Origin of the sequence: Rhodococcoides kyotonense, from assembly GCF_001645385.1 — a bacterium.
GTDB lineage: Bacteria > Actinomycetota > Actinomycetes > Mycobacteriales > Mycobacteriaceae > Rhodococcoides > Rhodococcoides kyotonensis_B.
Genome location: NZ_LVHI01000003.1, coordinates 31,966 through 53,381, shown reverse-complemented (window position 1 = coordinate 53,381; position 21,416 = coordinate 31,966). Strand labels below are relative to the sequence as shown.

Genomic DNA, 21,416 nt, shown 5'->3' with positions numbered 1-21,416 from the left:
CTGCACAGACATCGGTTCTAGTCTTTGTCGGGTGAATCGTAGGATCGCCACTCTCGTGGCCGCTCTCGTGCCGGTCGTCGTACTCGGCGTCGCAGGAACCGTCGTCACCGTCCCGTTCGCTGCGCTCGGCCCGGGACCCACCTACAACACTCTCGGCGACGCGGACGGTCGCCCGGTCGTACAGATCGACGGCACCGACGTCGACCCCACCACCGGGCATCTGAACATGACGACCGTGGCGGTCCGCGACCAGTTGAACATCTTCGAGGCGTTCGGCTTCTGGGCGAGCGGACGGCAGGGCCTCGTTCCTCGCGAAGAGGTGTACCCGCCGGACAAGTCGAAGGAAGAGGTTCAGCAGAGCAACCAGGCGGACTTCGAACAATCCGAGGACAGCGCCGAACTCGCCGCACTGCGACACCTGGGCTATCCGGTGGTGCTGACCGTCGGAACCGTGGCGCCCGACGGTCCTGCCTCGGGCTTGCTGAACGAGGGCGACCGTGTGGTGTCGATCGACGGCGCTCCGATCGACACCGTCACGGGGGTGCGCGACGTCGTCAGCGCCCACTCTCCGGGCGACGTGATCGTCGTGCGGGTGTCCACCGACGGAGTCGAACGCGACGAGTCCGTCACGTTGGGCGCCCGGCCCGACGACGCCGAGAAGGGGTACCTCGGTGTGACACCGACCGAGGAACCCGACGTTCCGTTCGACGTCACGTTCAACCTCGCCGACGTCGGCGGGCCCTCGGCGGGCTTGATGTTCAGCCTCGCCGTCGTCGACAAGCTGAGTCCGGGGGAGCTGAGCAACGGTGAGTTCGTCGCCGGCACCGGCACGATCGCCGATGACGGGGCGGTCGGACCCATCGGAGGCATTCCGTACAAGTTGATCGCCGCGCGTGATGCGGGTGCGACGACATTCCTGGTGCCGTCGCAGAACTGCGACGAGGCCAGTGCGAACACGCCCGACGGTCTGCGTCTGGTGAAGGTCGACTCACTCGACGGCGCGATCGACGCGCTCGAATCGATCGGAGCGGGCGGCGACGCGCCGTCGTGCAGCTGACCGCTTGCGAATCAGGCGGCGTCGTCAGTCATCGGATTCGTTGTCGAAAGTCGCGTACAGGGCCTGCACGATGTTCGGCGCCAGATCCTCGTAGGTGAGCAACTCGGCGGCACCGAACGGGTCTGCGTCGTCGTCGGGCTGCATCTGCAGCAGTGCCAACGACGGACCGTCCTTGACGACGGCCGCGATCAGACGGCCGTCCTTCCGTTCGGGATGCGCGTGTGCAGTCAACCGGGCGGCCTCGTCGGCTGCGTCGCGATCGGCGAGCAACGGCGTCAACGCCTCGTCGAGGTCGGACTCCGCCGTCGGCGGCAGCACGACGATCTCCTGAACGAGCGCGCAGCCGACGACGCCGTCGGGCCAGCTGGTGGTGGCGAGAAATTCCTCGAGCGCGGGTGAACCGCCCTCGATGTCCTCGGGAAGCGAGTGCTGCTGGATCGGCGTCAACGCCGAGCCGTCGGCGATGTCGTCGAGCAGGCCCGGCTCCGCCGCGGCGAGGACGGACGTCGGCACGAGGGCGAAGATCTGCGGAGATTGGCCCCACCCCTCGGCGTCGACGAAATCCGCGACCTCGCGCGCACAACGCGCGAGTGCCGCCTCTAGCTCGTCGGGGCTCATGTCCATGTCACTGCCGTCGAATCGGTGGTCGTCGAAATCGCTCACCTGCTCATCCTCGCATCGACGTGCCGATCGACGTCCCCCGGCCACTGCCGACAGGACGGGTGTGGCCGGGCGACCGAGCGGTTCCGTACAGTGGTTCACAAATCGGACAGGCGACGCACGTTGTGCGTCGCCGAAGCCATCTGCGGTACACGCTGTATCGCCCGAAGTTGGAGTGTGGCACGTGGGCATGAGGGCCCCCACCGGTCTACCGTCGTTGTCGCGGCGGAGCCGGATTCTGCTCGTATTGGCATTGGTCCTCGCAGCGTTGCTGCTTGTCGGTCCGCGCCTCATCGACACCTATACGAACTGGCTGTGGTTCGGGGAAGTCGACTTCCGCCAGGTGTACACGACGATGCTGGTCACCCGGGCGTTGTTGTTCCTGATCGTCGGCGTGCTCGTCGGCGGTGTCGTGTTCCTGGCACTGCTGCTGGCGTATCGCAATCGCCCGGTGTTCGTACCCGTTGCAGGCCCGAACGATCCGATCGCTCGGTACCGGACCACCGTCATGAGCAGGCTTCGTCTGTTCGGAATCGGAATCCCGGTCGCGTTCGGCGTCATCTCCGGTTTGATCGCGCAGACCAATTGGGTTGTCGTGCAACTGTTTCTGCACGGCGGCGACTTCGGTCGCGTCGATCCGCAGTTCGGTCTCGACGTCAGCTTCTACTCGTTCGATCTGCCGTTCTACCGCTTCGTGCTGAACTGGTTGTTCGTCGCGACACTCATCGCGTTCTTCGCCAATCTGTTGACGCAGTACGTCTTCGGCGGAATCCGCCTCGCGGGACGCGAAGGTGCACTGACGCGTGCTGCGCGCGTACAGCTCGCAGTCCTGGCGGGCGCCTTCGTTCTGTTCAAGGCCATCGCCTACTGGCTGGACCGCTACTCGTTGCTGTCGAGCAGCCGTAAGGAACCGACGTTCACCGGCGCAGGCTTCACCGACATCAACGCGGTCCTGCCGGCCAAGCTGATTCTGCTGGCGATCGCATTGATCTGTGCTGCAGCGTTTTTCGCTGCGATCTTCCTGCGTGATCTACGCGTCCCCGCGTTGGCGACGGCGTTGCTCGTGCTGTCGTCGATCCTCGTCGGTGCCATCTTCCCGCTGCTGATGGAGCAGTTCTCGGTGCGCCCCAACGCGGCGGAGAAGGAAAGCGCCTACATCGAGCGGAACATCGCCGCGACGCGGGACGCGTACGGCATCGGTGACGACGTCGTCGAATACCAGGCCTACTCGGGAGAGGGTTCCCAGAACCCACGCGAGAGTCAAGCCGACATCACGACGATCGCGAACACCCGGCTCCTCGACCCGAACGTGTTGTCTCGCACGTTCACTCAGCAGCAGCAGCTGAAGAACTTCTTCGGCTTCCCGGCGACGCTCGACGTCGACCGGTACGAAATCGACGGCCAGCTGCAGGATTACATCGTCGCGGCTCGTGAGCTGTCGCCCGAGAGCCTGACGGGCAACCAGACCGACTGGATCAACAAGCACACGGTGTACACCCACGGCAACGGCTTCGTCGCTGCTCCGGCGAACCGCGTGAACGCGGCCGTGCAGGATCCGACGGCCGAGGGCGCCAACAGCAACAGCGGTTACCCGATCTACACCGTCAGTGACATCGCGTCGCAGGGAACCGAACAGGTCATCCCCGTCGATCAACCGCGCATCTACTACGGCGAGGTCATCGCACAGTCGGATCCCGACTACGCGATCGTCGGCACCGGCGGCGAGGGCGAGGACCGTGAATACGACACCGACACCTCTCGCTACACCTACACCGGTGCGGGTGGCGTGTCGGTGGGCAACTGGTTCAACCGGTTGGCGTTCGCTGCGAAGTACGCCGAACGAAACATCCTGTTCTCGGGTGCGATCGGCGACAATTCGAAGATTCTGTTCAACCGCGATCCACGTGAGCGTGTACAGAAGGTCGCTCCCTGGTTGACGACGGACAGCGACTCCTACCCGGCAGTGGTCGACGGCAAGATCGTGTGGATCGTCGACGGCTACACCACGTTGAAGGACTACCCGTACGCGCAGCGCGCGTCGTTGGACGGCCTGACCGTCGACAGCTTGGAACCCACTACCGGTCGCCCGCTTCCGAAGGAAGAGGTGTCCTACATCCGCAACTCGGTGAAGGCCACGGTCGACGCCTACGACGGAACCGTCACGCTCTACCAGGTCGACGACAAGGATCCGGTGCTGAACGCGTGGATGGGAGTGTTCCCCGACTCGGTCAAGCCGTCGTCGGAGATCCCGGACGATCTGCGGTCCCACTTCCGTTACCCGGAAGACCTGTTCAAGGTCCAGCGCGAGATGCTCGCCAAGTATCACGTCGACGACCCCAACGAATTCTTCACCAACAACGCGTTCTGGTCCGTCCCGAGCGACCCGACGGTCGACGGTGGAACGGATCTGAATCAGCCGCCCTACTACGTGCTGATCGGTGATCCGGAGACCGGTGAACCGTCGTTCCGGTTGACGAGCGCGATGGTCGGCTTCAACCGACAGTTGCTGTCCGCGTACATCTCGGTGCGATCCGACCCGGAGAACTACGGCAAGTTCACGGTGTTGCAGCTACCGACGGACACGCAGACACAGGGTCCTCAGCAGGCGCAGAACTCGATGACATCGGACTCTCGTGTGGCATCGGACCGAACTCTGTTGCAGCAGTCCAACAACATCCAGTACGGAAATCTGTTGACTCTGCCGATCGCAGACGGCGGAATCCTGTACGTCGAACCGCTGTACACCGAACGCAACACTGCGTCGACGTCCACGTTCCCGCAGTTGACGAGAGTGCTCGTCAGTTACCGGGAACCGGGAGCCGGGGGAGGCGTGCGCGTCGGGTATGCGGCGACGCTGTCCGAGGCGCTCGACCAGGTGTTCGGTTCCGGCACCGGCTCCGCGGCGACCGCACCGGGTGGTGACGCGTCGAATCCGCAGTCCACGGAGGAGGAGCCGACACAGTCGGGCACGCAGGCGACCACTCCACCGCCTGCCAACGCGCCGACGCAGAGTCAGCCGCCGAACTCCGATGCGGTGCAACGACTCGACGCTGCGTTGACCGAGGTGCGCTCCGCTCAGCAGAGTGGTGATCTGGGACGGTTGGGTACCGCGTTCGAGGCGCTTCAGCAGGCGATCGACGCGTACCAGAACGGCCGCTGACTCTGCGCCCGGGAAGCTCGGTAATTCACTGAGCTGCAACCGAACACGACAACTGAATTGCGAAAACCGAAGCGGCGCCGTCACTGTCTTCCACAGTGACGGCGCCGCTTCGTCGTCGGATCGTCGACGCGATCCGAACTGCGGTCAGCCGAGAAGATGTCGGCCGAACGTGTTACCGGCCGAACGAAGCCAGCGCCGGCTGTGCGGCGGCGACTGCCTGATCGAACTGCGCGCTGAGCCCGTACTGGCTCGCCAGTGCCGAGGCCTGGTCGAAGCCGTGCTGTGCGACAGCGGTGGCGTGATCGATGTACTGCTGAGCGGTCGCCTGGTATTCGGGTGCGACCGGCAGCTGCGGTGCTGCGGGTGCCTCGACTGCCGGGCCGACGGGTGCGGGCGCCTCCTGGACGGGGGCTTCCTCGATCGCGGCCGCCGGTGCGACGGACGTGGACTCGCCACTGGTCAAGTGCTGACCGCAGACGGGCCATGCGCCGACGCCCTGGGTCGCGAGGACGTTCTCGGCGACGCGGATCTGCTCGGCCTTCGATGCGCCTGCGGGTGATCCCGAGCCGCCGTTGGCCTCCCAGGTGCTCTGCGTGAACTGCAGACCGCCGTAGTAGCCGTTTCCGGTGTTGATGCTCCAGTTGCCGCCGCTCTCGCACTGTGCGACGCCATCCCAGTTGTGCCCGGCAGCGTTCGCGGTGCCCATGGAGACGCCGAGGGGAATCGCAACGACGGCGCCGGTCACGGCAGCCCATCCCAAAGCACGCTTGCCGAATGATGTGTGTGTGGTCATGCGGGTGAATCCTCTCCGCGCTAGCCTGCGCATCTCGTAAGACGAACATCGATCGATGTGTCTCGCGTCGGTGTACGAACGGTCACGGGTTCGTACTTCTCGCGCCTCTGCCCCCGTGCCAATCGGGGAACCGGTCCCCGCGGGGCAGAGAGTCGCAGCGGCGGGGGCGGTTTCGGCCCTGGTTTCTAGGACCGATCGTGAAGGTAGTCCAGTAATCTGGTGACGTCACACAGAGATTTGGTGGCTGGCTTGTCCACATGTTGAGACAAAGAACGGCGTTCGCGCAGGTCGATCCGGGTTGCGACGGATTCGTTTCCGCTTCGTTACACCGTTGTGATGTGACGCAGATCACCGGTAAACCGTGATGCAGCGCACCCATTTCTGTGCATTTTCGACGATGACGCGAGGCCGTTCGGCACCGACGGCGATCGGGAAGCAGGCCCGGGCCGTGAATTTGCTTATCCTCGACACCGTCCTGTAACTTTGCGTTCGCAACGCGGGGTGGAGCAGCTCGGTAGCTCGCTGGGCTCATAACCCAGAGGTCGCAGGTTCAAATCCTGTCCCCGCTACCACCCACAAGACCGGCACTCGCGCGAGTGCCGGTCTTGTTCGTTTTCGGGCGGTCAAATGCGTGCTCATGTGCGCACATAATTGGCTAGTCTGATTCCGTGCCTCTTGCCGACTCGCGGTTCCGACGCCTGTTCACCGCCCAGATCCTGGCTCTGATCGGTACCGGGCTGACGACGGTTGCACTCGGACTCGCGGCATTCGACATCGCCGGATCCGACGCGGGTGCCGTCCTCGGCACGGCCTTGGGCGTCAAGATGGTCGCTTACGTCGCGGTGTCACCCGTCGCGTCGGCCCTGACCGCACGCGTGAACCGTACGACGGTTCTGGTCGCCGCCGACGCGGTGCGTGCGGCGAGCGTGCTCGTACTTCCGTTCGTCGTCCATCCCTGGCAGATCTACGCGCTCGTATTCGTCCTGCAGTCCGCGTCGGCGACGTTCACACCGGCGTTCCAATCGACCATTCCCGCGCTACTGAGGGAGGACGTCGCCTACACGAAGGCATTGTCGCTGTCCCGGCTCGCGTACGACCTCGAGTCGATCGTCAGTCCGATGGTGGCGGCAGCTCTGCTGACCGTGGTTTCGTACCACGTGCTGTTCGTCGGAACGGCTGCCGGCTTCGCCGCGTCGATGAGTATGGTCCTGAGCGCCCGGCTACCGTCGATGAGATCGGTCGACCCGGTGCCGTTTCGCACGCGAATCACGTCCGGCGCACGCGACTTCGTGACTCGAGCACCGTTGCGGGGAGTAGCAGCGATGAACCTCGTCGCGGCCGCGGTGACGAGTGTCGTCGTCGTCGACACGGTCGTGTACGTCCGTGCGCGGCTGGATGGGTCCGCGGATCAGGTAGCGCTGCTGTTGGGCTGCTTCGGCGCAGGCTCCATCGCCGTTGCAGTGTGCCTTCCCCGGCTGCTGAAACGTGTCTCGGACCGCACCGTCATGCTGACGGGATGCGCGGTAGCGGCGTTGACGACCGCCTGTACGACGATCTTCGCTGTCGTCGTCACTACCGGCCCGATCGCCTGGATCTGTCTCGCCGTCCTGTGGGTGGGTGCGGGAGCAGCGGCGTCGGCAATAGGCACTCCGACGGCCCGCGTGATCCGTCGCTGCGCCGCCGCCGACGAGCTGACAGCGCTGTTCACGGCTCAGTTCTCGCTGTCACATGCGTGCTTTCTTCTGACCTACCCGATCGTCGGGTGGGTCGGTGCGGCAGCGGGACAATCGGTCTCGACGGCGATCTCGGCCGTGCTCGCTACACTGGCGACGATTGCAGCCTCGTTGCTGTGGAGGTCGAGTGAGGGAGGTGGCGATGACCGAATCGGTGCCGACTCGAAGTCCGAGTCTCGACCACGGGACGAACCCGGACCGCGTCCGGCTGGAATCCGCCAGTGACATCTTCCGCATGTTGGCCGATCCCACACGGCTTCACCTGCTGTGGATTCTGTCGCACGACCCGTCCGACGTGTCGACTCTGACAGAGGCTACCGGTGCATCGCGGACAGCGGTCAGTCAGCATCTCGCGAAATTGCGCTTCACCGGAATGGTCGAGACGACCAGGGACGGCCGACGCGTCGTGTACCGGATCGTCGACGGGCACCTCGCACGACTGGTTCGCGAGGGCTTCAACTATGCGGATCACCGGGTGACCGGCGAACCGCCGCACCGGTGACGCGCAGAAGGACAGCCGGATTCTGGAGCAGCAGAAGGGCGACGCTTACGTCGCCGCCCTTCTGGCAGCGGTGAAGATCTAGTTCTTCTCGGACGTGTCGGTGTCGACCGCGTCGGAATCGGCATCGGTCTCGTCGGCTGTCAGGTCGACGGTGTCGGCACCCTCGAGTGCGGTCAGCTCCTGCTCGGCCTCGGCGATTAGACCCCTGGCCTCGTCCTTGATCTTCTTCGTCCATTCGGACATGTTCACTTCTCCTCCGCTACCCGTCGAGCATTCGACGCACGTGTACCCGATACTCCGCCAACCATTCTCGGCCCAGTCGACGCCTGCGGGCTAGTCAGGGTCGGAAAGTAGACGTCGGAGGACCTTGCCGGTGGCGTTGCGCGGTAGGTCGTCGACGAACACGACGTCACGAGGGACCTTGTGCCGCGCGAGATGTGCCTTTACGTAGGTCTTGATGTCGTCGGGATCTCGATGGGACGCGGGCGTGGGCACGACGTACGCCCGGAGTCGGTGTCCGAAGTCGGGATCCGCGACACCGACGACGGCGGCCTCGACGACGTCGTCGCGGTCGGCCAGTAGGTTCTCCACCTCGATCGGGTAGACGTTCTCGCCGCCGGACACGATCATGTCGTCGTCACGCCCGTCGACGAAGAGCAGACCGCCTTCGTCGAAATGTCCGAGGTCACCGGTCGACAGCATCCCGTCGATGCGTTCCTTGTCTCGTCCGTCGGTGTAACCGGAGAAGCTGAGGCCACTGGAGACGAAGATGCGTCCCACGGTTCCTGCGGTCGTCACGGGTGTGTCGTCGTGATCGAACAATTGAACGCGGCACGTCACCGGTGGTCGGCCCGCCGTGCCGGGAGCCTGCTCGAGCTCGTCGGGTGTGGCGACCGTCGCCACGGCGACTTCGGTCGATCCGTACAGGTTGTGCAACACCGGGCCGAAGGCGCGGGCGGTCCGACGCGACAGATCCGGTGAAATCGACGAGCCCGCCGCGAAGATGACGCGCAGAGCGGATGTGTCGAACCGATCGAGAACGTCCGGACCGAGGTCGACGATGCGCTGCAACATCGTGGGTACCAGCACGAGCGTGTCCGCCTTGTGCTGTGCGAGCAGTTCGACGGTGTTCTTCGGATCGAACTTGCGATGCATCACGACGGTGTCGGCCAGCGCGAGTGCGAGCGCGAACTGGGACAAACCGGTGCCGTGGAAGATCGGTGCCGCCATCACCATGGTCTTGTTGCGGCGCAACGGCACTCGATCGAGGAACTGCGCCGACGCCAGCGGCGACGTGTGATCCCGAGGAGCCCCCTTCGGCGCGCCCGTCGTTCCGCTGGTCAGCAGTACGAATCCCCCCTGGATCTTGGGTGCCGGCACTGCCGCGGTCGATTCTCGCTCGATGATCGACGCCAGCGTCCGCAAGCGCGGGCTCGCCGTGTCGGTCCATGCGAGATATGTGGTGACTGCGGGGGAGAGGGCGGCGGCGACGTCCGAGAATTCCTCGTCGAAGACGAATGCGCCGACCTGCTCCCTGGCTGCCACGTCGGCCAGCTGCGGGGCGGCGAAGCCGGTGTTCATCATGACGAGCCGGACGCCTCCCTTGGCCGCCGCGAGCATCGTCGTGACCAGGAGTCGGTGGTTACGCGCCATGGCACCCATGACCGATCCGGCTCCGATACCGTCGGCGCGCCACCCTCGGACGAGCGCATTCGACATCCGCTCGAGGTCCGCATATGTGAGGCTGCCCGCCTCGTCGATCAGCGCGACGGTGTCGGCATCGGTGTCCGAATGTGCATGCGCGTGAACGGGACCGGCGAACGGCCCGTACTTGCGCACGGCTCGGAGAGACGCGATCCCCTGATCGATTCGGGGGAACGGGAGAAGCCCCGAGCGGTTCATCACGCGTACCGCGCCCAGACTGTCGACGATGTGCGTCAGCGTGCGGTGGCGTTCGACTCTGTGTCGTACCGACATGATCGTCTCCCCCGAGAACGTTCCGGTGATCCAGCAGTGTTCGTCGAGAAACGATGGTAGTGAACGATCACAAAGCTCGGGCGGAAAGCGCGAACGGGGGTTCAGCCCTCCGCGAATCGTGCGTCGATGATCCGCCGTCGCATCAGATCTCGTTCCGGGTTCGAGCCGGCCAGGTCGAGAGCCCGTCGGAACTCTGCGGCAGCCTCGGCGTTCCGGCCCGACCGCAACAGCAGGTCGCCACGGGCTGCGGCGTACGGAAAGTAGTTCGCCAGCATCGGCTCGTCGGCGATGTCGTCGAGTAGTGCAAGTCCTACCTCGGGGCCGTCGCGCATCGCGACGGCCACCGCACGGCCCAGCGAGACGACAGGAGACGGTGCGACGACGGACAGTACGCCGTACAGGGCGACGATCTGTGGCCAGTCGACGTCGTCCGGGGTGCGCGCCTCGTCGTGCAGCGCAGCGATGGCGGCCTGCACGGCATACGGCCCAGGGGTATCTCCGGACAGTGCCTCGACGACGAGAGCAGTCCCTTCGTCGATCATGGCCTGGTCCCACAGCGTGCGATCCTGTTCCTCCAGCATCTCGATGGCACCGCCCGGGCCGGTGCGAGCGGCACGCCGTGCATGGGTCAGCAGCATCAATGCCAGCAACCCGGTCGTCTCGCGCTGACTCGGTAGCAGCGCGCGAAGAATGCGGCCGAGGCGTATCGCCTCGTCGGCGAGGTCGGTGCGCATCAGATCGTCACCGGTCGATGCGGCGTACCCCTCGGTGAAGATGGAATACACGACCTGCAGCACCCCGGGGAGGCGGTGGGGCAACTCGTCGACGCCGGGGACTCGGAAGGGGATGCGCGCGTCGCGAATCTTCTTCTTCGCCCTCGTTATTCGCTGACCTGCGGTGGTCGGAGTGACGAGAAACGCTCGCGCGACCTCGTGCGTCGTGAACCCTGCCAGGCACCGCAACGTCAGCGCGACGCGGTCGTCGGGTCCCAACGCCGGGTGCGAACACGTGAAGAACATCTGCAGACGGTCGTCGGGAAATTCGGCGTCGGTCACGTCCGGCGGCGACGAGTACTCCGCCCGGTCGCGATCCACGTGCAGCAAGGCCAGCTTCGACGCGTAGGTCGAGTCCCGACGAAGACGATCGACGGCTCGACGCCTTGCCGTCGTCAGAAGCCAGGCGCCGGGAGCTTTCGGGACGCCGTCGACCGGCCAGTGCACCAGGGCGGCTTCGATCGCGTCCGACGCCACATCCTCGGCGAGGTCGAGATCGCCGTAACGACGCACGAGTGTGGCCAACAGTCTGCCGTGTTCTTCGCGGAACACCGCGTCCAGGGAATTGTCCACGCCCGTGCGCCGCACGAGGTCAGTACTCGGCGATCGGGCGTACGACGACGGTCCCGCCGCCCTGCGAACCGGGGCACCGAGCGGCCCAGTCGAGGGCCGCGTCGAGGTCGGGGACGTCGATGACCTCGAAACCACCGAGTACTTCGCGTGTTTCGGCGAACGGCCCGTCGGTGATGCTGCGGCGTCCGTCGTCGTCGACCCGAACGGTGGTGGCGCTCGTCAGATCGGCCAGCGAGTATCCGGTGACGAAGACGCCTTCGTCCTGCATCTCCTTGCCGAACTGGATCCAGTCCTCCGGCGTGCAGCCGTTGTCGAAGTCGGCGCTCGGTGCGTTGATCAGCAGCATGTACTTCATGGTGTCTCCTCGGTCGTTTCTCTCGGCTTACATGATGTAAGACGAACGGAATGCTGCGCTTTCGACACGGCCGAGAAAAAAACTTCGGAGAAACGACGAGAGCCCGCGGCACGAATGCAGCGGGCTCTCGTCGGTCGGTTCTGCTACTTCAATTCGGCGGACGTTTTACCGAGTACGCGACGGGCGACGATCAGCTGCTGAATCTGCTGTGTGCCTTCGAAGATGTCGAGAATCTTGGCATCGCGACTCCACTTCTCGAGCAGAAGTCGTTCGGAGTAGCCGTAGCTGCCGGCGAGTTCGACGGCCTTGAGCGTGATCTCGGTGGCCGACCGTCCCGCCTTGGCCTTGGCCATGGACGCCTGCAGAGAGTTGGGCTCCTTGTTGTCCGCCATCCAGGCGGCGCGCAGGGCAAGAAGGTGCGACGCCTCCCAGTCGGCTTCGAGACGCAGGAACTCGGCTGCCGCTGCGTGCTGGTTGTACGCGGGGGTCGTGTACGAGATCTCGACACCGGCCTCGTCGAGAATGGACCGGAGCTCTTCCAAGGCCGCACGCGCGACGCCGATCGCCATGCCTGCGACGAGCGGGCGCGTGTTGTCGAACGTTTGCATGACGCCCGCGAAGCCCTTCTCGGTGTTGACCTCCGCCGATCCGAGCAGGTTGTCCTTCGGGATACGGCAGTTCTCCAGCAGCAGTGCGGCGGTGTCGGACGCCTTGATGCCCAGCTTGTGCTCGAGTCGTGCGACGCTCAGACCAGGAGCGTCCCGCGGGACGACGAACGACTTGATCGCCGCGCGGCCCTTGGACCTGTCGACGCTGGCCCAGACGACGATGTGGGTGGAGCGTTCGCCCGCGGTGACGTAGATCTTCTCACCGTTGAGCACCCATTCGTCGCCGTCGAGCTCGGCGGTGGTGGTGACGGCGGCCGAATCCGAACCGAAGCTGGGTTCGGTGATCGCCATGGACGCCCACACCTTGCCGAACCGCTCGAGCTGTTCGTCGGTGGACACTGCAGCGATGGCCGAGTTACCGAGGCCCTGGTAGGGGATGGACAGCGTCAGGCCCACGTCGCCCCAGCATGTTTCGATGACGTTGACGAGTGCGGACATGTTGCCGCCGTTGGCATTTGCCGTCTTGCTCGGCTTCGGGGCGGATTCGCTGTCCTTCTCGCGTCCGCCTGCGGCCCCGCCGATCTCGTTGCCCGCGTCGGACATGCCCTCGACCATGGACGCCATCGTGTCCAGCTCGACGGGGTAGGCGTGCTCGGCCAGGTCGTACTTACGGGAGATGGGCCGGAAGATCTCGGCTGCGACCTGGTGCGCCTGATTCGCCTGTGCCCGAAGCTTTTTGGGGAGTTCGAGATTGATCATCGTGTGTCCTCGAGTCTTTCGTTCGCGCGTTGAGACGAATCAGATGAGTACGATGCCCTCGGCAACGCCGACGGCGCGGAGATCGCGGTACCAACGCTCCACCGGGTGCTCCTTGGTGAAACCGTGGCCACCCAGCAACTGCACTCCGTCGGAGCCGATCTGCATGCCCTTCTCGGATGCAAGGCGTCGTGCGAGCGCGGCCTCACGGGCGAACGACTTGCCCTGCTCCGCCCGCGATGCGCCACGCAGCGTGACCAGACGCAGACCATCCACCTCGATCGCGATGTTCGCGACCATGAACGCGACTGCCTGTCGGTTGCTGATCGGTTCGCCGAATGCCACGCGGTCGTTGACGTAGGGAATCACGTAGTCGAGGACTGCTTGGCCGGTGCCGACGGCGAGAGAGGACCAACCGAGCCGAGCGAGGCTGATGGCGTCGGCGTAATCGAGCGCACGCTGGTCGGCGTCACCGCCACCCAGCAGGGCCGATTCGGGAACGGCTACATCGGTCAGATGCAGCCGTCCGAGTCCTGCGGCGCGCAGACCCATGCTCGGATCCGCCTCGACGACAAGGCCTTTGGAATCCGATTCGACGATGAAGAACGACGGCCGTCCGTCGAGCTCGGCGGCCACCACGAACAACTCGGACGAGCCCGCGGCAGGCACGACGCTCTTGACTCCGTTGAGCTTGTATCCGCTGGGGGAGCGAACAGCCTTGGTCTGCAACGAGAACGGATCGAACAGTGCACGAGGTTCGTTGACGACGACCGCCGCGTTCGGGACCTTCTCGCCGACGAACGCCGGGAGGTAGGTCTGCTGCTGAGCGTCGGTTCCCCACTGCGTCAATGCAATTGCGACGCCGCTCGGCGCGAGAATCGGAAGCGCGAGGCCCATGTCGCCGTGTGCGAGGGCCTCGGCGACGAGCGCGTTGGTCACCGCGCCACGCTCACTGGCGGCGCCGTCGAGCTCCTCGGGAACGTTGATGAGCGTGATGCCCAGCTCGGCGCTACGACGAACCAGATCCTCGGGTGACGACGCGGAGGCATCGGCGTCGTGCGCGGCAGGGCGCAGGATCTCGTCGGCGAATTCCTTGACCGTCTCGACGATCATGCGCTGCTCGTCGTCGGGCGTCAGGTCGAAGTAGTCGAGATTCTTGACCGCGGCGTCGTCGAGGCGCTTGGGCTTGCCGCCGCCGGTGACCTTCGCGAAGGTACGCGTGGCCGCGCCGAGTGTCTTGAACCCCGACTTGGTGCCCTCGTACGTGACGCGATCGATGGTCTGCCGGATCTTGTACTTCTCCGCCAGTTCCGATCCGGTGATGGCCGTGAGCACGCGCATGGCGGTGCCGATGGCATCTCGCTTGATCGGGTTCAGGCCGATTGCGGATGTGTCGCGAGGCGTCTTGCGCTTCGTCTCGATCACACTGTCTTGCTTGCTCATGATCACCAGCTGTTTCTCGGTGTCGGGCTCGGACTCCGCCAACCTTACTCCCGAGTAAGATAGCTGTCTACTCCCCGGTAAGAACGGGAACGTCCGCGCACGTCAACGCCGATATGGCACGATTTCGTACCGTGCCGATACTTGCCCAGGTCTTTGCCGCACTCGCGGCCGTGCTCCACGTCGCCATCTTCGTCATGGAAAGCGTCGTCTGGACCAGGCCCACGGTGTGGAAGCGGTTCGGAGTCGCCAGCCAGGCCGACGCCGACACCGTCCGGCCGATGGCCTTCAACCAGGGCTTCTACAACCTCTTCCTCGCACTCGGCATCGTCGGCGGCCTGATCGTCGGAGGATCTGCAGGCCACGCCGTCGTGATCTTCGCGTGCCTGAGCATCGTCGGCGCGGCCGTCGTTCTGGCGACGGGCGGACGCACGTACTTCCGAGCGGCGGTCACGCAGGGCGTCACTCCGCTCGTCGCCCTCGTGATCGCGGCTCTGTTCTGAGCGTCAGCCGTGCTGCAGCGCGGCCAGGACCTCGTCGTGCAGCAGTCCGTTCGTCGCGACCGCGCTGCCGCCGTGCGGTCCGGCGGTGCCGTCGAGACCGGTGAAACGCCCGCCCGCCTCGCGGACGAGAACGTCGAGTGGGGCCAGGTCCCACAGTGAGACCTCGGGCTCGGCGGCGATGTCCAGCGTGCCCTCGGCGAGGAGGCAGTAGGAGAAGAAGTCGCCGTACCCTCGCGTCCTCCACACGGTGTCGGTCAGAGCGACGAACTGCTCACGGATTCCGCGGTCCTTCCAACCGCTGAGGCTCGCGAAACTCAAACTCGCAGAACTCAAGTCACGCACGGACGACGTCGTGATCGCGCGGGCGTCGCCGCCGTCGTACGACGTGAACGCGCCCATGGAGTCGGCGGCCCACCACCGCCGGTTCAGGGCTGGGGCGCTGATCACTCCGACGACCGGCACGCCGTCCTCGAGTAGTGCGATGAGCGTCGCCCAGATCGGCACTCCTCGTACGAAGTTCTTGGTGCCGTCGATGGGATCGACGACCCACTGCCTGCCCTCGAAGACCGCGTCGCCGCCGAACTCCTCACCGAGGACGGCGTCGTCCGGGCGCTGTTCGGCCAGCACGGCGCGCACGTGCCGCTCGACCGCGAGATCGGCGTCGCTGACCGGGCTGAGGTCGGGCTTGTCGTCGACCTTCAGGTCCAGCGCGAGAAATCGATCGCGGGTGATGACGTCGGCCTGGTCGGCGAGGGACAGAGCGAGTTGCAGGTCAGCGGCGGAGAAGGTCACGAGGAGAGCCTAGACAGGGTGACAGTCGCATCGTCACCCCGTCCCGGGCCGGAACCAGCAGTGACCACGACTCGAGTTCGACCACGATCGGTGTGCCGGTAACCTTGTATCTCGTGCATCCTGACGTCTCCGCAGATCTGAACGAACTCGACATCACCCTCACCACCATCGAGTCGGTGCTCGATGTCGAGGAACTGCGTCGCCGGATCGACGAACTCGAACACCAGGCCGCGTCTCCGGACCTCTGGAACGACCAGGAACACGCGCAGCAGGTGACCAGTCAGCTGTCGCATGCGCAGGCCGAGTTGCGTCGCGTCGAAGAGCTTCGTCAACGGCTGGAGGACATGCCGGTTCTGTACGAACTCGCGGAGGGCGAGGAGGGCGACGCGCAGGCGTCGGCCCTTGCCGACGCGGACACCGAGCGCGCGTCGCTGCGCGAGGACATCGCGGCGGCCGAGGTGCGGACTCTTCTGTCCGGTGAGTACGACCAGCGCGACGCGCTCGTCAACATCCGGTCCGGTGCAGGCGGGATCGACGCGGCCGACTGGGCCGAGATGCTGATGCGTATGTACATCCGCTGGGCGGAGAAGCACGGCTACGGCGTCGAGGTGTACGACACGTCGTACGCGGAAGAAGCAGGCATCAAGAGCGCGACCTTCGCGGTCAAGGCGCCCTACACGTACGGAACGCTGTCGGTGGAACAGGGCACGCACCGCCTCGTTCGCATCAGCCCGTTCGACAACCAGGGTCGGCGTCAGACGTCCTTCGCCGAGGTCGAGGTACTTCCCGTCGTCGAGACGACCGATCACATCGACGTCCCGGAAGGCGACATTCGCGTCGACGTCTACCGATCCAGTGGACCGGGCGGACAGTCGGTCAACACGACCGACTCGGCGGTGCGCCTGACGCACATTCCGACCGGCATCGTCGTCACCTGCCAGAACGAGAAGTCGCAGTTGCAGAACAAGGTGTCCGCGATGCGCGTCCTCCAGGCCAAACTGCTCGAGGTCAAGCGCAAGGAAGAGCGCGCCGAGATGGATGCCCTCAAAGGCGACGGCGGCAGCTCCTGGGGCAACCAGATGCGGTCCTACGTGCTGCATCCGTACCAGATGGTCAAGGATCTGCGGACCGAGTACGAGGTCAACAACCCGTCCAGCGTCCTCGACGGCGACATCGACGGTTTCCTCGAATCCGGCATCCGCTGGCGGATGCGCGGCGAAGAGTAGGTCACCCCGGTGAACTCGGCACTCGACTTCGGCGTTCCGCTCTACCTGCGTCTTCGTGGGCTCGAAATAGTGCTGTTCGTTCTGGGCGGCGTGCTGCTGGCCCGGTTCATCTCCTGGCTCGGTTCGCGCATCACGTCTCGGATCGACGCCAACTATCAGCACAGCGACGCGCTCGTGCGTACCGAGGCGGCCAAGCATCGGCACGCTCTCGCGCAGGTGATCACGTGGGTCGCCGTGACGATCGTCTACATCCTCGTCACGATCGAGGTGCTTCGGCGACTCGGCTTCGCTGTCACCGGACTCGTAGCTCCGGCGACGGTCCTCGGTGCGGCGCTCGGCTTCGGTGCGCAGCGCATCGTGCAGGACATTCTCGCGGGCTTCTTCATCATCACCGAGCGGCAGTACGGGTTCGGTGACGTCGTGCAGATCGCGGTCACGGGGTCGGCGGAGGACGCCGTCGGCACGGTCGAGGACGTCACGCTGCGCGTCACGCGGATCCGTAGCGTCGACGGCGAGGTCATCACCGTTCCCAACGGGCAGATCGTGAAGGCCATCAACCTGTCGAAGGACTGGGCCCGGGCCGTCGTCGACGTCCCGGTGCCGTCGGTCGCCGACCTCAACCGTGTCAACGAGGTGCTCCGACGCGTCGGGCACGCGGCCTACGAGGACTCGAACCTGCGGCCGTTGTTGCTCGACGAGCCGACGGTCATGGGTGTGGAGAGCATCGAGGTCGATCAGGTCAACGTCCGTCTCGTGGCCCGAACACTGCCGGGCAAACAGTTCCAGGTCGGCCGTGAACTACGCGTCCGCGTCGCCGCCGCGCTGCAGCCGGAAGGCATTCGCGTCACACCCGACGTGTCGACGGCAGGGGTGGCGGCCGAAGGGCGCAGTCGTAACGAAGGTGAGCCGTTGTGACCGAGAACCCTGTCGCCGAGCCCGAGGAGCGGTCGTCGTGGCGAGCCTGGCGGCCGCCGGCGAAACTGTTCGGCCGCATCCGGACGTCGACGGCGATTCTGTCACTGTGTTTCGTGTTGACGGGCCTGCTCTACAACCAACTGCAGGAGGGCAACGACGCGCCGGCCGCAGGACCGACGGCCGTCGACCCCGGGCTGGTGAGTCCCGGACCGAGCGCCCAGCAGGAGTACACCGAGCAGTACACGACGACGACTCCGCCCGCCCCGACGACGACGGTCTCTCCGACGCCGACGGACGTGCCCACCACGACATCAGGGGTTCCTGGCGCGCCGGGAACGGGCACCAGCGACACGGGTACGTCGACGACCACCGCCCCCACCTATCTCCCCGGATTGACGGTGCCGCCGGAGCTGCGATCGCTGCTACCTGCGCCGCCGACCGCGACGGGCACGCCCTGAGTGAGCCTGGGACGGTTACCGGCCGGTAGGGGCTACACTGGCGACCCGTGATCAGCACGACGAAACTGTCCAAGTCCTACAAGACGTCGACCAGGCCTGCTCTGGACGACGTGACCGTATCCGTGGACAAGGGCGAGTTCGTCTTTCTCATCGGTCCGTCCGGTTCGGGCAAGTCCACGTTCATGCGGCTGCTGCTCAAGGAAGAGACGCCGACGTCGGGTGACATCCACGTCGCCGATTTCCACGTGAATCGACTGTCGTCGCGCCGCGTCCCTCGTCTGCGCCAGAGCATGGGGTGCGTGTTCCAGGACTTCCGGTTGCTGCAGAAGAAGACGGTCGTCGAGAACGTGGCCTTCGCGCTCGAGGTGATCGGCAAGCCCCGCTCGGTGATCAAACGTACGGTCCCCGAGGTGCTCGATCTGGTCGGTCTCGGCGGCAAATCCGACCGGCTTCCCACGGAACTGTCCGGCGGAGAACAGCAGCGTGTTGCCATCGCACGCGCGTTCGTCAACCGCCCGTTGGTCCTGCTCGCCGACGAGCCGACCGGAAACCTCGACCCGGATACGAGCCAGGACATCATGATGCTGCTCGAACGCATCAACCGCACCGGTACGACGGTGTTGATGGCAACCCACGACAACCACATCGTGGACTCGATGCGTCGACGTGTCGTCGAGTTGGACAACGGACGAGTGGTGCGCGACGAGGCCCGCGGCGTCTACGGCGTCGGCAGGTAGAGACGTAGGACCGACTCCCGCCGACATTCTCGTTCTGCACTACCGAAGGGCCCGATACCGCGATGCGCGCCAGTTTCATCACCAGTGAGGTTCTGACCGGACTTCGCCGCAACATCACCATGACCATTGCCATGATCCTGACGACCGCGATCTCGCTGGGGTTGTTCGGCGGGGGACTGCTCGTGGTGCAGATGGCAGGGAAGACCCAGCAGATCTTCCTGGACCGCGTCGAGGTGCAGATCTTTCTGACCGACGACATCTCGTCGGGGGACCCCGACTGCGCGCAGGACACCTGCCGCACGCTGCGGTCCGATCTGGAGCAGACGCCGTCGGTCGAGACCGTGCAGTACCTGAACCGCGACGACGCGGTGAAGGACGCCACCGAGCGCGTGTTCAAGGATCAGCCCGAACTCGCGGAGTTGGTCAGTCCGGACAGCTTCCCGGCGTCGTTCAAGGTCAAGCTCAACGACCCCGAACGCTTCGGCGTCATCAACGACAACTTCGGCAGCAGGCCCGGCGTGCAGAGCGTTCTCAACCAGCGCGACCTCGTCGAGCGGTTGTTCAGTGTCCTCAACGGTGTGCGCAACGCGGCGTTCGCGATCGCGGTCGTGCAGGCCATCGCCGCGATTCTTCTGATCGCCAACATGGTGCAGATCGCCGCGTTCACCAGGCGCACCGAAGTCGGCATCATGCGGCTCGTCGGCGCGACCCGCTGGTACACGCAGCTGCCGTTCCTGCTGGAAGCCGTCGTCGCCGCGTTGATCGGATCGGTGCTTGCCATCGCCGGACTGTTCACCGCCAAGAACCTCTTCATCGACGACGTGCTCTCCGAGGTGTACGACGCCAACATCCTTGCCCGTATCTCCAACAGCGACGTACTGCTCGTCTCGCCCTTCCTGGTGCTCGTCGGCGTCGGCATGGCAGCAGTCACGGCGTACATCACCCTGCGCTTGTACGTGCGGGAGTAAATCCACTTGCCGTGCAGTTCTATGCTGGAGCGGTTGTGCACGACGCGTGCACGACCTCGAGGCGCTCGGAAGGAAAGGGCCCTGCAGTGAAGGAAAAGGGCCGCAAGGCCATCGCGACCAATCGTAAGGCGCGACACAACTATTCGATTCTCGATGTCTACGAGGCCGGCATCGCGCTGGTCGGCACCGAGGTGAAGAGTCTGCGAGAGGGCAAGGCGTCGCTCGCGGATGCGTTCGCGACCGTCGACGACGGCGAGATCTGGCTCCGCGGGCTGCACATCCCCGAGTACACGCAGGGCAGCTGGACCAACCACGCCCCGCGTCGCACCCGGAAGCTGTTGCTGCACAAGCGTGAGATCGAACGCCTCGTCGGCAAGGTCAAGGAAGGCAGTCTCACCCTCGTGCCGCTGTCGATGTACTTCTCCGACGGCAAGGTGAAGGTCGAACTGGCGTTGGCCAAGGGTAAGCAGGACTACGACAAGCGTCAGGATCTGGCGCGTCGTACCGCCGAGCGCGAAGTGACCCGCGAGCTCGGGCGTCGCATCAAAGGTATGCGCTGACCGCCGTTCTGCTCGCTCTGGTCGCAGCTGTCGGATACGGGGTCAGTGATTTCGTCGGCGGTGTCGCGTCCAGGCGAGTGGCAGCTCTCCGGGTCGTCATCGTCTCGTACCCGTTCTCGCTCGTCGTCGTCCTCCTGATCGCGCCGTTCGTCGGAGGGACGCTTTCGTGGACGCCGATCCTGTGGGGTCTCGCGTCGGGCGTGGCGGGTGCACTGGCCGTCTGGTGGTTCTACCTGGCACTCGCGACCGGGCCCATGGCCGTCGTGTCGCCGTTGACCGCGGTGCTCGTCGCGGGCATTCCCGTCGTCGCCGGATTCGCCATCGGCGAGCGACCCGGCGCGCTCGCCTTCGTCGGAATCGCGTTGGCGCTCGTCGCCGTCGTTCTCGTCAGCAAGGAGTCGCCCGACGAGACCACCGGCGAGGTGGCGGGCGGCCGCGAGATGAAGTTCACCCGTTCGGTCGCATGGTTGACGATCGGGTCCGGGGTGACGTTCGCGATCGCGTTCATCTGTCTCCACCAGATCGAGGACGGTACGGGCCTGTGGCCGCTCGCGGCGTCGCGGGCGTCGGCCACCGCGGTCGTCTGGTGCGTCGCTTTGGCGTCCCGTCACTTCGTCCTGCCCCACGGCAGTGTGTTGAAGTTGGCCGCATTCGTCGGTGTGCTCGACGTCGTCGCGAATGCCGCACTGCTGTACGCCTATCAAGGTGGTTTGCTGTCGCTCGTCAGCGTCATCGCGTCGCTGTACCCGGCGGCGACCGTCATGCTCGCGATGGTCATGCTCGGCGAGCGCGTCGGTCGGTTGCAGCAGGCCGGAATGCTGTTGGCTCTCGGGGCGGTCGGGCTGATCGCCGTCGCCTAGTGCCGCGGCG

21 protein-coding genes and 1 tRNA gene are annotated in these 21,416 nt (G+C 65.3%); 13 read left to right on the top strand and 9 right to left on the bottom strand.

The window, feature by feature from the left end; genetic code table 11:
* Nucleotides 1–31: 31 nt before the first annotated feature.
* Nucleotides 32–1,057, top strand: coding sequence for a YlbL family protein (locus A3K89_RS02645; RefSeq protein WP_068421402.1), 1,026 nt, complete (start codon nucleotides 32–34; stop codon nucleotides 1,055–1,057).
* A 24-nt stretch (nucleotides 1,058–1,081) separates the two neighbouring features.
* On the opposite strand, the gene A3K89_RS02640 is transcribed toward A3K89_RS02645, so the two are convergent.
* Entirely contained in the window at nucleotides 1,082–1,681 is a 600-nt protein-coding gene (locus A3K89_RS02640) for a PPA1309 family protein (RefSeq protein WP_068421609.1), read from the bottom strand.
* A 220-nt stretch (nucleotides 1,682–1,901) separates the two neighbouring features.
* On the opposite strand from A3K89_RS02640, the gene A3K89_RS02635 reads away from it, so the two are divergent.
* The gene (locus tag A3K89_RS02635) at nucleotides 1,902–4,877 is read left to right on the top strand and encodes a UPF0182 family protein (RefSeq protein WP_174551345.1); all 2,976 of its coding nucleotides are present in this window, start codon (nucleotides 1,902–1,904) and stop codon (nucleotides 4,875–4,877) included.
* A gap of 172 nt (nucleotides 4,878–5,049) precedes the next feature.
* On the opposite strand, the gene A3K89_RS26565 is transcribed toward A3K89_RS02635, so the two are convergent.
* Entirely contained in the window at nucleotides 5,050–5,670 is a 621-nt protein-coding gene (locus tag A3K89_RS26565) for a transglycosylase family protein (protein ID WP_068421400.1), read from the bottom strand.
* 495 nt (nucleotides 5,671–6,165) lie between these two features.
* Here A3K89_RS26565 and A3K89_RS02625 point away from each other — a divergent pair.
* The 3 genes from A3K89_RS02625 (at nucleotide 6,166) to A3K89_RS02615 (ending at nucleotide 7,905) form a co-directional block, all read left to right on the top strand.
* Nucleotides 6,166–6,242 (top strand) — tRNA-Met (locus A3K89_RS02625).
* A 96-nt stretch (nucleotides 6,243–6,338) separates the two neighbouring features.
* Nucleotides 6,339–7,628, top strand: coding sequence for an MFS transporter (locus A3K89_RS02620; protein ID WP_068421397.1), 1,290 nt, complete (start codon nucleotides 6,339–6,341; stop codon nucleotides 7,626–7,628).
* On the top strand, nucleotides 7,546–7,905 hold the full coding sequence (locus A3K89_RS02615) for an ArsR/SmtB family transcription factor (RefSeq protein WP_084423537.1): 360 nt from the start codon (nucleotides 7,546–7,548) through the stop codon (nucleotides 7,903–7,905). The genes A3K89_RS02620 and A3K89_RS02615 overlap by 83 nt, the downstream gene beginning before the upstream one ends.
* Before the next feature lie 78 nt (nucleotides 7,906–7,983).
* Here A3K89_RS02615 and A3K89_RS25930 read toward each other — a convergent pair whose 3' ends face one another.
* The 6 genes from A3K89_RS25930 to A3K89_RS02590 form a co-directional block, all read right to left on the bottom strand.
* Entirely contained in the window at nucleotides 7,984–8,148 is a 165-nt protein-coding gene (locus A3K89_RS25930) for a hypothetical protein (protein WP_165839602.1), read from the bottom strand.
* Nucleotides 8,149–8,238: 90 nt separating this feature from the next.
* Nucleotides 8,239–9,882 carry an acyl-CoA synthetase gene (locus tag A3K89_RS02610; protein ID WP_068421392.1) on the bottom strand — a complete coding sequence of 548 codons (1,644 nt, stop codon included), beginning with the start codon at nucleotides 9,880–9,882 and terminating at the stop codon, nucleotides 8,239–8,241.
* A gap of 101 nt (nucleotides 9,883–9,983) precedes the next feature.
* Complete coding sequence (locus A3K89_RS02605) at nucleotides 9,984–11,228, bottom strand: RNA polymerase sigma factor (protein ID WP_254303386.1); 1,245 nt, start codon at nucleotides 11,226–11,228, stop codon at nucleotides 9,984–9,986.
* Between the two features lie 19 nt (nucleotides 11,229–11,247).
* Complete coding sequence (locus A3K89_RS02600; RefSeq protein ID WP_068421386.1) at nucleotides 11,248–11,583, bottom strand: YciI family protein; 336 nt, start codon at nucleotides 11,581–11,583, stop codon at nucleotides 11,248–11,250.
* Between the two features lie 143 nt (nucleotides 11,584–11,726).
* The gene (locus A3K89_RS02595; protein ID WP_068421383.1) at nucleotides 11,727–12,950 is read right to left on the bottom strand and encodes an acyl-CoA dehydrogenase family protein; all 1,224 of its coding nucleotides are present in this window, start codon (nucleotides 12,948–12,950) and stop codon (nucleotides 11,727–11,729) included.
* A gap of 39 nt (nucleotides 12,951–12,989) precedes the next feature.
* Nucleotides 12,990–14,396 (bottom strand): acyl-CoA dehydrogenase family protein, encoded by a 1,407-nt coding sequence (locus A3K89_RS02590; protein ID WP_068421599.1) that lies wholly within the window; start codon nucleotides 14,394–14,396, stop codon nucleotides 12,990–12,992.
* 125 nt (nucleotides 14,397–14,521) lie between these two features.
* On the opposite strand from A3K89_RS02590, the gene A3K89_RS02585 reads away from it, so the two are divergent.
* Entirely contained in the window at nucleotides 14,522–14,890 is a 369-nt protein-coding gene (locus tag A3K89_RS02585) for a DUF1304 domain-containing protein (protein ID WP_068421594.1), read from the top strand.
* Nucleotides 14,891–14,893: 3 nt separating this feature from the next.
* Here A3K89_RS02585 and hisN read toward each other — a convergent pair whose 3' ends face one another.
* Nucleotides 14,894–15,682 carry a histidinol-phosphatase gene (hisN, locus tag A3K89_RS02580; RefSeq protein WP_068421380.1) on the bottom strand — a complete coding sequence of 263 codons (789 nt, stop codon included), beginning with the start codon at nucleotides 15,680–15,682 and terminating at the stop codon, nucleotides 14,894–14,896.
* A 113-nt stretch (nucleotides 15,683–15,795) separates the two neighbouring features.
* Between hisN and prfB the strand changes: the two genes are divergently transcribed.
* The 7 genes from prfB (at nucleotide 15,796) to A3K89_RS02545 (ending at nucleotide 21,406) form a co-directional block, all read left to right on the top strand.
* Nucleotides 15,796–16,908: a peptide chain release factor 2 gene (gene prfB, locus A3K89_RS02575; RefSeq protein WP_068421593.1), complete on the top strand. Its 1,113-nt coding sequence runs from the start codon at nucleotides 15,796–15,798 to the stop codon at nucleotides 16,906–16,908.
* Nucleotides 16,909–16,917: 9 nt separating this feature from the next.
* Complete coding sequence (locus A3K89_RS02570) at nucleotides 16,918–17,823, top strand: mechanosensitive ion channel family protein (protein ID WP_068421377.1); 906 nt, start codon at nucleotides 16,918–16,920, stop codon at nucleotides 17,821–17,823.
* A complete protein-coding gene (locus tag A3K89_RS02565; protein ID WP_068421374.1) occupies nucleotides 17,820–18,281 on the top strand; it encodes a hypothetical protein in 462 nt (153 codons plus the stop codon). Before A3K89_RS02570 ends, A3K89_RS02565 begins: the two co-directional genes overlap by 4 nt.
* A gap of 47 nt (nucleotides 18,282–18,328) precedes the next feature.
* Entirely contained in the window at nucleotides 18,329–19,018 is a 690-nt protein-coding gene (ftsE, locus tag A3K89_RS02560) for a cell division ATP-binding protein FtsE (protein WP_068421371.1), read from the top strand.
* A gap of 62 nt (nucleotides 19,019–19,080) precedes the next feature.
* Nucleotides 19,081–19,986 carry a permease-like cell division protein FtsX gene (gene ftsX, locus A3K89_RS02555; protein WP_068421369.1) on the top strand — a complete coding sequence of 302 codons (906 nt, stop codon included), beginning with the start codon at nucleotides 19,081–19,083 and terminating at the stop codon, nucleotides 19,984–19,986.
* Nucleotides 19,987–20,072: 86 nt separating this feature from the next.
* Nucleotides 20,073–20,546 (top strand): SsrA-binding protein SmpB, encoded by a 474-nt coding sequence (gene smpB / locus A3K89_RS02550; RefSeq protein WP_068421367.1) that lies wholly within the window; start codon nucleotides 20,073–20,075, stop codon nucleotides 20,544–20,546.
* Nucleotides 20,547–20,554: 8 nt separating this feature from the next.
* Entirely contained in the window at nucleotides 20,555–21,406 is an 852-nt protein-coding gene (locus A3K89_RS02545) for a DMT family transporter (RefSeq protein WP_068421364.1), read from the top strand.
* Nucleotides 21,407–21,416: the final 10 nt, after the last annotated feature.